Source organism: Pseudomonas syringae group sp. J254-4 (assembly GCF_032586855.1).
GTDB lineage: Bacteria > Pseudomonadota > Gammaproteobacteria > Pseudomonadales > Pseudomonadaceae > Aquipseudomonas > Aquipseudomonas amygdali.
Genome location: NZ_JAWHOO010000030.1, coordinates 1 through 12,380, shown reverse-complemented (window position 1 = coordinate 12,380; position 12,380 = coordinate 1). Strand labels below are relative to the sequence as shown.

Here is a 12,380-nt window from a genome sequence, read left to right as displayed (position 1 = left end):
AGCGTATCGGCAGCTGTTTTCGGACAGCTCAGAAGCTGTATCGTCAAAAAGCCGAATACCTGTAATGACTTCTTGAGCAACTAGCCTGCGGGGCATTCATTCAACTAAGCCCCGCGTGACCTCGGTGTAACAACGTGTTCGGGTTAGTGGCGCTAAGGTATGGAAACTGCATGGCGGGTTTCACTGCCAATTTGATGACAACCCTATGAAACGGCTTTCCTTTATTTCGACGAGGCTTACACCTTCGGCGCTCAGCAAAGCGTTGATCGGCTTCATTGCCCTGGTCTGTCTATCGCTGACCCTGGCTACCGTCTGGCAGATGAACCAGTCGAAGCTCGAGCGCGCGGCCACCGCCAGGATTGCGGTGTCCAATATCGTGCTGGCCGCTGAGCAGCAGGCTCAGGACACCCTGCAACAGGCTGACAATACGCTGCGTGACCTTGTCGAGCGTGTGGAACAGGACGGGGTCGCAGGCCAGCAGCAAAGCCGCTTGACCAGGCTGATGGCTCAAGACCTGATAAACGTCAAAGGGCTTCAGGGGCTGTTCATCTACGATGCTCAGGGCAACTGGGTCGCCAATTCCTTTGCCAATGGCGTGCACACCAGAAACAACCAAGACCGCGATTACTTCATTTACCATCGCGATAACCCTGACCCGTCCATTCATGTAGGGTCTATCGTAGAAAGCCGTAATACCGGGGATATGGTCATCCCGGTCAGTCGGCGTATCAATGCTGCGGATGGCAGTTTTGCTGGCGTTGCACTGGCCACCGTACCGGTGGCTTATTTCCAGGCGTTTTTCCAGCGCATGGATGTAGACGACAAGGGGGTAATCTTTCTCGCTCTGAGCAATGGTGACCTGCTGGCGCGACGCCCCACATTAACCGCACTGATGACCACCAATGTCGCCAAGGGCGATATCTTCACTCGCTATCTGCCCTACAGCGACAGCGGCACCGCGGTGATCAACTCCGTGGTGGACGGGGTGGAAAGGATCTACGCCTATCGGCGGGTGTCCGGGTTGCCGATCGTCGCCGCTGCAGGCGTCTCCTGTCAGCATGTGTTCGCGCCCTGGTGGGCCTATGCACACCGGTCCATGACCATCACCGGCATTATTATCCTTGCGCTGGTTTTGCTTGGCGTCCTGCTGTACCGGCAAATCCAGCAGTTGATCAATGCGGAAGGTGAACTGAACATCGCCAGGAACGAGCTGGAGATCATCGCTCACACGGACAGCCTCACGCACCTGGCCAATCGACGCTGCTTCGATGCGGCCTTGCAGCAGGAGTGGGGGCGGGCGAGCCGGAATACTGCAACTATCGCGATCATTCTGCTGGATATTGACTGGTTCAAACAATACAACGACACCTACGGTCATCTGCAGGGAGACGACTGCCTGAAGCAAGTGGCTGGGCTCATAGGCAACAGTCTTGACCGGGCTGGGGATATCGCGGCACGTTACGGCGGCGAAGAGTTTGTCATTCTGCTGCCTGAAACCGACCTGGCAGGGGCGCTGAAGATCGCGGAAAAAATCAGATCATCCGTTGAAACCACTCGTATAGAGCACTCGGCCAGCCCGCTGGGCAAACTGACCATAAGCTCGGGCGTGGTGTCGATCAACGCAGCAGAGAAGGATGGACATACCGCCGCGTTGGCGGAAGTGGATCGGTTGCTTTACCTGGCCAAAACCAAAGGGCGTAACCGCGTCGAAGGTCGGCTGATTCACGGCTGGCATGGAGCGAGCCATTTTGCCAGGGTATCAACCGCCTCTTCCTGAGTCAGTCTGACGGACGGCTACCGCCCATACGCTCGCTGATGGCCTGCGCCGTTTGCAAAAGCCGCCTGGCCGCCAGATTCTGCGTCTCGTCGTTCAACACCGATCCCGGCCCAACCACGGTGATCACGCCTACCAGCTTGTTGCCCATGGCGAACAGCGGCGAAGAGGCTGCGTTTATGCCCGGCATCAGCAAGCCCTGAATCTGGTGGACGCCCGTCGTACGGATCTGCTCGATATGCAGCTTGACGTCGCGCAACTGGTCGGCACTCAGCAAAGGCATTTCCTGCTCGCGAAGCGCAGCGGTTTCTCGCTCGTTCAGAAAGCTGTCGAACACCAGGCCGGTAGACGAGCCGAGCAACGGCAGCACCGAGCCGATCTGCGTCACCAGCGTCACTGCGCCCATCGACGCTTCGACATACACCACGGTCGGCCCTTTGTTGCCCCATACCGCCAGGAAGCAGGTCTGGTTCAATTCATCACGCAGGCTGGCCAGCCAAGGTGCCGATACTTTCAGCACATCCAGCTTGCCGAGTGAGGCCAGCCCGACCTGCAACGCTTCGCGCCCCAGCTCGTAGTGATTGTTGACAGCATCCTGTTCGGCAAAGCCACTGGCAATCAGCGCCTGTAGATAACGATGAACCTTGCTGGCAGGCATGCCCAGATGCTCGGCGAGTTTCGACAGGGAAGTGGAGGGCGACAGTTCGGCCAGCGCCTTGAGCACGCCCAGCCCAACTTCGGCGGCCTGAACCTTTTGCTGACGTCCGCCTGTCGGGCTTTCGATGTCCTGGGTCATGGGTGCTGTGCGCCGATCGGGAAAGGCAGCTTTATAGCTTGACCGGCTGGCAAACTCAAATTACGTTATGCGTAATCGTTTTACGTTAAATGATGTTTCACCCGTCTCTGCCCGACCCCATAACAACAAGAGGTCCAGATGGCTATTCACTCCCGTTCCGACGCATTGGCTTATCAGTCGGGTTTTGGCAACCAGTTCAGCAGCGAGGCACTGCCCGGAGCATTGCCGATTGGCCAGAACTCTCCGCAGAAACACCCGCTGGGGCTGTATGCCGAGCAGTTCTCGGGTACTGCCTTCACGGTCGCGCGCAGCGAAGCCCGGCGTACCTGGTTGTATCGCATCAAACCTTCGGCGGCCCATCCGCGTTACCAACGCATGGGTCGGCAGATCGCCGGTCAGGAGCAGGGCCCGATCAACCCCAACCGGCTGCGCTGGAACGCCTTCGATATCCCCGCCGAGCCTGTCGATTTCATTGACGGCCTGATCCCCTTGGCCAGTACCTCGGCGGCGGATCAGGCAGACGGTGTGAGCGTTTACGTATACGCAGCCAACACTTCGATGCAGCGTGCGTTTTTCAGCGCCGATGGCGAATGGTTGATTGTGCCGCAACAGGGGCGACTCAGAATCATCACCGAATTAGGTCTGCTGGACATCGAACCGCTGGAAATCGCCATACTGCCGCGAGGCATGAAATTTCGTGTGCAACTGCTCGACAGCAGCGCCCGTGGTTATATCTGCGAGAACCACGGGTGCGCCTTGCGCCTTCCGGAGCTTGGCCCGATCGGCAGCAACGGGCTGGCCAACCCGCGTGATTTTCTGACGCCGGTGGCCTGGTTTGAGGACAATCAGCAACCGATGGAGCTGGTGCAGAAGTTCCTCGGTGAACTGTGGTCGACACACCTGGAGCATTCACCCTTTGATGTGGTGGGCTGGCACGGCAACAACGTTGCGTACAAGTATGATCTGCGGCGTTTCAACACCATCGGCACGGTCAGTTACGATCACCCGGACCCGTCGATTTTCACTGTGCTGACTTCACCAGGGGCAACCCACGGCCAGGCCAATATCGATTTCGTGATCTTCCCGCCGCGCTGGATGGTGGCGGAAAACACCTTTCGCCCGCCATGGTTCCACCGCAACCTGATGAACGAATTCATGGGCCTGATCGATGGCGCCTACGACGCCAAGGCTGAAGGCTTCATGCCCGGGGGCGCCTCGCTGCACAACTGCATGAGCGCGCACGGTCCGGATAATGTCACGGCAGAAAAGGCCATTACTGCCGAGCTGAAACCGCACAAAATCGAAAACACCATGGCCTTCATGTTCGAGACCGGCAAGGTATTGCGCCCCAGCCGCCACGCCCTTGGCTGCCCGCAACTGCAAGCCGATTACGATGCCTGCTGGAACGACATGACCAGGACATTCAACAAGGAACCGCGCCGATGACTGGCTCTCTCAATCGTCGTAGCTGGGTGGCATCGGCCAACGAACACGCTGATTTTCCGTTGCAGAACCTGCCGCTGGGTGTGTTCAGCCATGGCACTACCGGCCCGCGTGGTGGCGTGGCGATTGGCGATCTGATTGTCGATCTGCGCGCAGCGACAGCCGCGGGTTTTTTTCACGGGCAGGCCGCCGAGGCTGCCGAAGTGGCCAGCCGCGATCAGCTCAACGATTTTTTTGCGCTGGGCGCGCCAGCCCGTCAGGCATTGCGCAGCGCATTGTTGCAACTGCTGGATGCGGACAACCCGCAACGTGACAGTGTGCAGGCGGTTGCAGGTTTGCTGCTGCCGATGAGCGAGTGCAGCCTGCACATGCCGGCGCGAGTAGGTGATTATTCTGACTTCTACGTCGGTATTCATCATGCGCTGAACGTCGGCAAGCTGTTCCGTCCGGACAACCCGCTGCTGCCCAACTACAAATATGTGCCGATTGGCTACCACGGCCGGGCATCGACCCTCTGCACATCCGGTACGCCGGTCCGGCGGCCCAATGGGCAGACCCTTGCGCCGGGTCAGGACGTTCCGGTTTTCGGTCCCTGCAAACGCCTGGATTACGAACTGGAGCTGGGTGTGTGGATCGGGCCGGGGAATGCGCAGGGCGATGCCATCGCGATTGACCGGGCCGCGGAGCACATCGCCGGGTTCTGCCTGCTCAACGACTGGTCGGCGCGTGACATTCAAGCGTGGGAATACCAGCCGCTGGGTCCGTTTCTGTCCAAGAGTTTTGCCACGACGATCTCGCCCTGGGTGGTAACCGCCGAAGCGTTGATACCCTTTCGCAGCGCTCAGCCAGCGCGTCCGGAGGGTGATCCTCAGCCGCTGCCGTACCTGCTTGATCAGAATGATCAGCAGGGTGGCGCGCTGGACATCGAACTGGAAGTGCTGCTGCTCACCGCGCAGATGAAGGCCGAGGGGTTGAAGCCTTACCGGCTGGGTCTGAGCAATTCGCTGAACATGTACTGGACCGTGGCGCAGATGGTCGCGCACCACAGCGTCAACGGCTGCAAGCTGCAACCGGGCGACCTGCTCGGCACCGGTACGCTTTCCGGCCCTCAGGCAGGTCAGCACGGCAGCCTGCTGGAGATGACCGCAGGCGGCAAGCAGTCAGTGGCGTTGCCCAACGGTGAAAAGCGCATATTCCTGGAAGCCGGCGACGAAGTGATCCTGCGTGCCCGTTGTCATCGGGAAGGGCAGGTGTCGATTGGCTTTGGCGAATGCCGGGGCGTCGTGCTCGACTGAAAAAATGAATCAGAAGCGTCAGGGAGTCACTTCGTACCAGCCCAGAAACATGTTCAGCGCCGACTCGACCACATCACTCTGCTCCTGAGGGTTGAGCAGTGCGGCATTGAAGGTCACCTGTGGCCAGAATGCGAACGACTTGAGCAGCGCGTGCATCTGCGTCGCCGCAAAACCGGGGTCGACCGGCTTCAGACGACCGCCTTTCTGGGCTGCCCGGATCCACGCGCTGAAGGTTTCTTCGCGCTCATTGATACGGGCCATCCACACTTGAGCGCGCTCGGGTGAGTGAATGGTCGCGCCCACCACGACACGCGCCAGGTCGAGAAAATTACTGTTGGTGAGGTTGCGCATCTTGCCCCACAGCAGGTCTCGAAGTTGCTCGCGCAGACTGACATTGGGGTGATAAATCACTTCCGATTGTGGCGGAGCACAGTTCCACAGACGCTGCAGCATCTCGGCGAACAGTTCTTCCTTGCTGGGGAAATGGTTGTAGACCGTGCGTTTGGACACCTCGGCCCGAGCAGCGATGCGGTCCATGCTGGTGACCTCGAAACCACGATCGCCAAATTCGGCAATAGCTGCCTGGACGATGGATTCGCGTTTCTGATCGGTGAGGCGCATGGGTGCGGTCATAGGTTCGCTTCAAACGGACGTTTAGAGAAAGTTACACTCAGCAGTTTACTTGTCGCCAAGGATCATGCAAGCTTAAAACTACACCGTGTAGTGTAAAACACTGTTACATATTTTTCATCGCGCATCCTGCAACGGGATCACGTACAAAGTATGCACGGCTGGAGCCTCAACCTGTCCCCAGGAGTCAGCAAACCATGGCCTCGACACATCAGAAAAAGGATGCTTCTTCACTGCCTGTCCTGTCCCGTCATGAGGGGCGATATCGGAACCACGCGACGATGAAACCGGCGAGTCTGCTGCGAACACTCCGCATTTTCTGGGATCAGGCATTCAATAAGCCCAAGGATACGCGCCCCGCAGGCGAAATTCCGGTACAGCCGCTGTCGCGTCAGCAGTTGCTGGCAGCGCCGAACAACACGGTGTACCGCCTCGGGCATTCGACGGTCCTGCTCAAATTGCGCGATCAGTTCTGGTTGACCGACCCCGTGTTTGCCGAGCGCGCGTCGCCGGTGCAGTGGGCAGGGCCGCAGCGCTTTCACCAGCCGCCGATCAGCCTCGAAGAGTTGCCGCCGATCAAGGCGGTGATCCTTTCGCACAACCACTACGACCATCTGGATCGTATGGCGATCAAGGCGCTGACCGACAAGACCGAGCATTTTCTGGCACCGCTTGGTGTGGGCGATACGCTGATTGAATGGGGCGTACCCGCGCACAAGGTCCGCCAACTGGACTGGTGGCAGTCCACCGAAGTGGCGGGCATCGAGTTTGTCGCTACGCCGTCGCAGCATTTTTCCGGGCGTACGCTGCTCGACAGCAACCGCACCCTGTGGGCGTCCTGGGTGATGATCGACGGCGATCAGCGGATCTTTTTCAGTGGCGACAGCGGCTACTTTGATGGCTTCAAGACCATCGGCGAGCAATACGGGCCGTTTGATCTGACGTTGATGGAAACCGGGGCCTATAACGTCGAATGGCCGCATGTGCACATGCAACCCGAGCAGACGCTGCAGGCACATCTGGACCTGCGTGGTCGCTGGTTGCTGCCGATTCACAACGGCACCTTCGACCTGTCGATGCACGCCTGGCACGAACCGTTCGATCGTATCCTGGCGCTGGCCTGGGAGCAGAATGTCTCGATCACCACGCCGATGATGGGCCAGCCGTTTTATGTGCAATACCCGTGTCGCGGTTTGACATGGTGGCTGGGCGTCGATGAAGTTGCCGAGCCTGAACCCGAGCCCGAGCAGCACGGCCGCGTAACGAACTGCAAATGCCCTCGGCAGAATGCCTGAAACTGCCCGCGCCATTGCTGAACTGATTTTTAAATAGCAGCACCCAGATTTTGATTTGTCATATGAGCACGCGCCCGGCCTAATCCTGACCATCAAAAGTGATGGTGACGGTATGCAGGTGCGTAGCTCGGCGGTTCGGAATATGGGGTTGATGGTCAGTATCGTACTGGTGGCGCTAAACCTGCGCCCATCGATGGCTGCGGTCGGTCCGTTGCTTGCGGCGATTCGTCTTGAGGTGCCGCTGGGCTTCGGGATGGCGTCGTTACTGACCATGCTGCCGATCATGGCCATGGGGCTGGCGATGTTTTTCGGCATCGGCATTGCGCGTTACCTGGGGACGCATCGCAGCATCCTGCTTTCACTGGTGCTTATCGGCCTGGCAACCCTGGCGCGTCTGGTTCTCGATTCTGCTGCCGAACTGATTTTCAGCGCTGTGCTGGCGGGTCTCGGCATTGCCTTGATTCAGGCGCTGATGCCCGCATTGATCAAATCGCGTTTCAAGGTCAACGTCTCATTGTGCATGGGCCTGTATGTGACTGCGATCATGGGCGGAGCGGCTCTGGCCGCATCATTCAGCCCATTGGTGATGAGCAGCAGCGGCAGCTGGCGTGTCGGTCTGGCGGTGTGGTCGCTTCTGGCGCTGTTGGCAGTGTGCTTCTGGTTCGCCCAGCGGCGCGTGTTGCAGGTCGACGCTTCAGGCGCTGCCGGGCCCCGGCAGGCTTTTTCCCACATGCCTCGGGCCTGGATGCTGGGAGTTTTCTTTGGCCTCGGTACTGCGTCCTATACCTGCGTGCTGGCCTGGCTTGCGCCGTATTATCTGGAGAACGGCTGGAGCGAGCAGGATGCCGGGCTGTTGCTGGGCTTTTTGACCCTGATGGAGGTCGTATCGGGTCTGCTGGTTCCGGCGCTGGCCAACCGCAGTCGCGATAAACGCGTGGCGCTGGCGGTGCTGCTGGTGTTGATGATGATCGGTTTTACCGGGCTGATTCTGCTGCCGCAGCGGCTGGGCCTGCTGTGGACCTGCTTGCTGGGCTTGGGTATCGGCGGTTTGTTTCCGATGAGCCTGATTGTGTCGATGGACCATGCCGATGATCCTCGGCAGGCAGGCGGCCTGACCGCATTCGTGCAGGGCGTGGGTTACCTGATTGCCAGCCTGTCGCCGCTGTTTGCCGGAATAATCCGCGACCTGACGGGCAGCTTTGCAGGCGCATGGTGGTCACTGATAGCGTTGGTCGCGATCATGCTGTTGATGGTGGTGCGGCTCGATCCCCGACGCTATGCTGAGCACCTGCGCAGCGCCGGCGTCAAACCGGTCATTATTGGCGAGGGGGCGGCATGATTGCATTTTGATGCTATCTTGTTCGCGTGGACCTGATCGTCCGGTCGCAGTGCCAGCGAGATGCCTCAATGCTCAACAGTAATGCCCTGAGAAAGCTGGACATGCAGGACCTGATGGTCTTTGTCTCGGTTTATGAACAGCGCAACCTGACCCTGGTCGCAGATGCGTTGCATGTCAGTCAGTCAACGGTCAGCTACTGCCTGAAAAAGCTGCGCGCCAACTTCGAAGACGATCTGTTTATCTGCACCCGCAATGGCATGCGTCCGACCCGCAAGGCATTGGCCATGCACACCCATGTGCAGCAGATTCTCGAGTCGGTCAACTTGTGTCACGACGGCCTGGGCCTGTTTGATCCGACCCGCATGCAAACCACCTTCACGGTATGTGCCCCCGAGTATTTCGAGCTGCTGGTATTGCCGCACTTGATGCGCGACTTTGTCGCCGCTGGTTTTTCGGTAACGGTCAATGTGCAGAAGCTTGAGAAGCAGTTGCCCGCCGAGCAATTGAACGACGGTCGTTTTGACCTCGCCCTGTGCTTCGGACCGGGCTTTCACCGAGTCCCGGACAGCTTGGTTTCACAAGTGTTGCTTGAAGATGATCTGGTCTGCGTCATGGACGCCCGGTTCGCGCCGCTCAGCGCCCTGATCGACATTCAGACCTTCATCGGGCATCGCCATGTGTACCCGACGCCATGGACGTCCGACACCAACATGGTCGATGGCTGGCTGCAACGGCAGGGGCTGGAGCGCAACATTGTCGCGCGCGCGAACAGTTACCGCGCGGCGTTGCAATTGCTCGAGGGCACAGATTTCATTCTGGTGCTGCCAAGGCGCATTCAGACCCTGCTGGGCAATGAGCCATGGATTGCCATGTTCGAGCTGCCGCCGGATCTGCCTGGTTTCAGTCTGGACATGCTGTGGAGCGCTCAGGCCGATCAGGACGAGGCCAGTGGCTGGCTGCGTGAGCAAGTCGTGAAGGTCTGCGCCGAGCGCGGTCTGCTCTGACGCGTGGTCAGTTGCCAGACTTGTCTTTCTGCGGGTCTGGCGAAGTACCAGGCCGCGGTTGCTCGCCCTGTTGATTGAGCTGTTTGTTCTTCTCGCCCACTTTACCGGCGTTTTCCGGTTTGTGATCGAGGTCTTCGCGTTTGGATTCATCTGCCATGACCGTACTCCAGATTATTGGGCTATCTGTTGGTTGGTCACTGAAGGTTCTGCAAGATTCGATTTATATGACACGCGGTCCGGAGCAGTCTTTTTCGGCCCCGAACCGCAAAAACGTGTCAGCTCAGCAGGGTCAATACGTCTTTGGCAGCCTGTGCGGAGCTGGCCGGGTTTTGTCCGGTGACCAGCTTGCCGTCGGTCAGTACGTAGACGCTCCAGTCATCGCCCTTGGAGTAGTCACCGCCCAGTTCCTTGAGCGTGTCTTCAACCAGGAAAGGCACGACATTGGTCAGGCCAACGGCCTCTTCTTCGCCATTGGTGAAGCCGGTGACGCGGCGGCCCTTGACCAGCGGCTGACCGTCCGACGCTTTTACGCGGCGCAGCACGCCCGGCGCATGACACACCAGACCATGAGGCTTGTCTGCCTTGGCGAATGCTTCTATCAGGGCGATCGAGTGCTTGTCTTCGGCCAGATCCCACAGCGGACCGTGGCCGCCAGGGTAGAACACTGCATCGAAATCCGCAGCGTTTATGCCCGACAGAAGGCCAGTATTGGCCAGCACTTTCTGGGCATCGGCATCTTTGGCGAAACGCTCGGTTTCCGGGGTTTGTGCATCAGGCTCGTCGCTTTTCGGGTCTAGCGGCGGCTGACCGCCAGCAGGCGATACCAACGTGACCTCGGCACCAGCATCCTTGAACACATAGTAGGGCGCTGCGAACTCTTCGAGCCAGAAGCCGGTTTTCTTGCCGGTGTCGCCCAGTTGGTCATGGGATGTCAAAACCATCAGGATTTTCATATTCGTGCTCTTCATTGAAGGGTTGAGAGTGTGTAGACACACAAAAGCCTGAAGGGTTGTCAGAATATTTTACGACCATAACGTTTCAAGGCCGGACTTCAACGTTGTGGGTACGTCAAAGCCCGGCCTTGCTTCAGCCGCTGATCATTGCCCTGCAGTTCATTGCTCTTTGCTGAGGTCCACCAGCGGCTCTTTGCGCACCTCAGTCTCGCGACCGTCCTGAATGCTCTTGACCTGGCCAAGCGCCTTGTCGACCGCGCCCTTGTCAGCCAGCAGGCTGTAGCTGATCTGGAACTGACGTTGCTCTTTGGGCGCAATGGTCGGTACCAGATTCAGCGGACGCTGGAAGCGGCGGTTGTAGGAGAAGCTGGTGCCCGGTTCCAGTCCGGTCACGTAACCCTGGCCTTTGGTGTCAGTGTTTTTCCACAGTGAAAACACCGGCAATTGCCTGGTATTGAAACCGACCGACACACCCAGGCTGCCTGCCTTGTTGTGCAGCACGGTCAGCGTATCGCCCTTGGCATCGCCATAAGGCACGACGTTGTAGACCGTTTCGTCATAATCCGGCGTCGGTGCACGGTAGGTCTGCCAGTCGCCCAGATCACCCTTGGCCTTCTCGTTGAACGGTGAAACCTGCTTGACCGGCGCTTCGAAGCGCGCCCCTTGCTCAAGGAACGGTGTGCTGAAGTTGCTGTGGTACAGCGCCTGGTATTCCTTCGGATAATCGCCATTGTTGGTCAGCGTATCGTTGAGCGAAAAGCTCGTGCTGCCTGGCTCGGTGACCAGTTCGGTCTGCACCGAAAAGTCGACCTTCTTGAACGCCTGCTCCTTCAGCTCACCCTTGAGGCGGATCGCGTAAGGCGGCTTTTCGTCGATCTGCAGCGTCACTTTGCTGGCCGGAATGTTGGCAGCGCGGCCGTGCAGGGTCAGCAGTTCGCCATTGTCCATGCCCGGGTGACCCACCCACTCGTAGCCGCAACGGGTCACCAGTTCGTTGAAACCCTCCAGCCAGCCCAACCCGCCGCGGCCATTGAGTTCGATGAAGGCCGGATTGACCACATCCTTGACCGGTGAATCCCAACCCATGCGTACATCACCCACCGATGCCTGCAGCACGTTCATACCGCGGGTAGGCACCACAGAAAGCTTCATTGTGCCGTTGTCGATATCGATGATGCTCACGCCTTCCTGACGACCGCCGTGCAGGGTTCGCATCGTGACAGTGAACGGCTTGTCGGTCTTGACGCCCAGTTGCTGACTGGTGATCTGCTGATTCTGCGCAGCCTTGTCGGTGTCGAGCAGCACGTAGTCCCAGGCAAACACACTGGAAGCGGCTGTGAGGGCGCCGAGGCCTACGAGCAGGGGAAGGGATTTCATGGTGGTGGTCCTTCTGTAATTATTGGAATTATGGTGCTGCCTATCGTTTGAGCAGCTATTTAACGCCTAGTTAATCGATTCAGCAATGGGCCGATTCCAGACAAAGTGCTTTTCAATCAACATGGCACTGAAGACGCAGAGTGCGACGTTATCGAAGTAACTCGCCGAGGGACGAAAAGGTGACCTGAGTCGAGCCCCAATTCACCTTACACCACAGAACCGGCATGTGACGCAGAGCGTCACGAACTGCATTCCTACGCGGAGCGTTGGAACGATGGTCAAACAGCAGCCGCTCTCAGCGCATTGCTTTTTTACCGCGATGGCACTGACGACGCAGTGTGCGACGTTAGTGACGGCTGAGTCCTGGCGCTGATCCGGGGGTAGCCTGGCGTCCTGCCAGGGCGAAGGAACCCGACGAAGTCGGGCCGGAAACAGGAGCGAGGGGGTTTGCCTACTTTGGCCCCATCAAAGTAG

Annotated in this window: 11 protein-coding genes; 6 read left to right on the top strand and 5 right to left on the bottom strand. The window is 58.7% G+C overall.

Annotated elements, in window-relative coordinates; genetic code table 11:
* The first annotated feature begins 205 nt into the window (after positions 1–205).
* Positions 206–1,777 (top strand): sensor domain-containing diguanylate cyclase, encoded by a 1,572-nt coding sequence (locus RYB09_RS24760; RefSeq protein ID WP_058400974.1) that lies wholly within the window; start codon positions 206–208, stop codon positions 1,775–1,777.
* Between the two features lies 1 nt (position 1,778).
* Here the strand turns inward: RYB09_RS24760 and RYB09_RS24755 are convergent, their stop codons facing one another.
* Positions 1,779–2,570, bottom strand: a complete 792-nt coding sequence (locus tag RYB09_RS24755) for an IclR family transcriptional regulator (protein WP_058400975.1) — start codon at positions 2,568–2,570, stop codon at positions 1,779–1,781.
* A 138-nt stretch (positions 2,571–2,708) separates the two neighbouring features.
* Between RYB09_RS24755 and hmgA the strand changes: the two genes are divergently transcribed.
* Both hmgA and fahA read left to right on the top strand, forming a co-directional pair.
* Positions 2,709–4,016 carry a homogentisate 1,2-dioxygenase gene (hmgA, locus tag RYB09_RS24750; RefSeq protein WP_316890639.1) on the top strand — a complete coding sequence of 436 codons (1,308 nt, stop codon included), beginning with the start codon at positions 2,709–2,711 and terminating at the stop codon, positions 4,014–4,016.
* Positions 4,013–5,308 carry a fumarylacetoacetase gene (gene fahA, locus RYB09_RS24745; protein ID WP_058400977.1) on the top strand — a complete coding sequence of 432 codons (1,296 nt, stop codon included), beginning with the start codon at positions 4,013–4,015 and terminating at the stop codon, positions 5,306–5,308. Before hmgA ends, fahA begins: the two co-directional genes overlap by 4 nt.
* Before the next feature lie 18 nt (positions 5,309–5,326).
* On the opposite strand, the gene RYB09_RS24740 is transcribed toward fahA, so the two are convergent.
* Positions 5,327–5,941, bottom strand: coding sequence for a TetR/AcrR family transcriptional regulator (locus RYB09_RS24740; protein ID WP_005754529.1), 615 nt, complete (start codon positions 5,939–5,941; stop codon positions 5,327–5,329).
* 194 nt (positions 5,942–6,135) lie between these two features.
* Between RYB09_RS24740 and RYB09_RS24735 the strand changes: the two genes are divergently transcribed.
* The 3 genes from RYB09_RS24735 (at position 6,136) to RYB09_RS24725 (ending at position 9,576) form a co-directional block, all read left to right on the top strand.
* Positions 6,136–7,233 (top strand): MBL fold metallo-hydrolase, encoded by a 1,098-nt coding sequence (locus RYB09_RS24735; RefSeq protein ID WP_044323058.1) that lies wholly within the window; start codon positions 6,136–6,138, stop codon positions 7,231–7,233.
* Between the two features lie 112 nt (positions 7,234–7,345).
* The gene (locus tag RYB09_RS24730; RefSeq protein ID WP_058409064.1) at positions 7,346–8,572 is read left to right on the top strand and encodes a cyanate transporter; all 1,227 of its coding nucleotides are present in this window, start codon (positions 7,346–7,348) and stop codon (positions 8,570–8,572) included.
* Between the two features lie 68 nt (positions 8,573–8,640).
* A complete protein-coding gene (locus RYB09_RS24725) occupies positions 8,641–9,576 on the top strand; it encodes a LysR family transcriptional regulator (RefSeq protein WP_316890634.1) in 936 nt (311 codons plus the stop codon).
* Between the two features lie 7 nt (positions 9,577–9,583).
* Here the strand turns inward: RYB09_RS24725 and RYB09_RS24720 are convergent, their stop codons facing one another.
* From RYB09_RS24720 to RYB09_RS24710, 3 genes are all read right to left on the bottom strand, one after another.
* Positions 9,584–9,733, bottom strand: a complete 150-nt coding sequence (locus tag RYB09_RS24720) for a hypothetical protein (protein WP_058428163.1) — start codon at positions 9,731–9,733, stop codon at positions 9,584–9,586.
* A 118-nt stretch (positions 9,734–9,851) separates the two neighbouring features.
* On the bottom strand, positions 9,852–10,529 hold the full coding sequence (locus RYB09_RS24715; RefSeq protein WP_058409062.1) for a type 1 glutamine amidotransferase domain-containing protein: 678 nt from the start codon (positions 10,527–10,529) through the stop codon (positions 9,852–9,854).
* Between the two features lie 159 nt (positions 10,530–10,688).
* Positions 10,689–11,906: an aldose 1-epimerase family protein gene (locus RYB09_RS24710; RefSeq protein WP_058400980.1), complete on the bottom strand. Its 1,218-nt coding sequence runs from the start codon at positions 11,904–11,906 to the stop codon at positions 10,689–10,691.
* Positions 11,907–12,380 lie beyond the last annotated feature (474 nt).

Excerpts from the sequence above, each read along its gene's own strand:
- RYB09_RS24755 (WP_058400975.1), bottom strand. The coding sequence starts at position 2,570 with ATGACCCAGGACATCGAAAGCCCGACAGGCGGACGTCAGCAAAAGGTT.
- RYB09_RS24710 (WP_058400980.1), bottom strand. The coding sequence starts at position 11,906 with ATGAAATCCCTTCCCCTGCTCGTAGGCCTCGGCGCCCTCACAGCCGCT.
- RYB09_RS24740 (WP_005754529.1), bottom strand. The coding sequence starts at position 5,941 with ATGACCGCACCCATGCGCCTCACCGATCAGAAACGCGAATCCATCGTC.
- RYB09_RS24735 (WP_044323058.1), top strand. The coding sequence starts at position 6,136 with ATGGCCTCGACACATCAGAAAAAGGATGCTTCTTCACTGCCTGTCCTG.
- hmgA (WP_316890639.1), top strand. The coding sequence starts at position 2,709 with ATGGCTATTCACTCCCGTTCCGACGCATTGGCTTATCAGTCGGGTTTT.
- RYB09_RS24760 (WP_058400974.1), top strand. The coding sequence starts at position 206 with ATGAAACGGCTTTCCTTTATTTCGACGAGGCTTACACCTTCGGCGCTC.
- RYB09_RS24720 (WP_058428163.1), bottom strand. The coding sequence starts at position 9,733 with ATGGCAGATGAATCCAAACGCGAAGACCTCGATCACAAACCGGAAAAC.
- RYB09_RS24715 (WP_058409062.1), bottom strand. The coding sequence starts at position 10,529 with ATGAAAATCCTGATGGTTTTGACATCCCATGACCAACTGGGCGACACC.
- fahA (WP_058400977.1), top strand. The coding sequence starts at position 4,013 with ATGACTGGCTCTCTCAATCGTCGTAGCTGGGTGGCATCGGCCAACGAA.
- RYB09_RS24725 (WP_316890634.1), top strand. The coding sequence starts at position 8,641 with ATGCTCAACAGTAATGCCCTGAGAAAGCTGGACATGCAGGACCTGATG.
- RYB09_RS24730 (WP_058409064.1), top strand. The coding sequence starts at position 7,346 with ATGCAGGTGCGTAGCTCGGCGGTTCGGAATATGGGGTTGATGGTCAGT.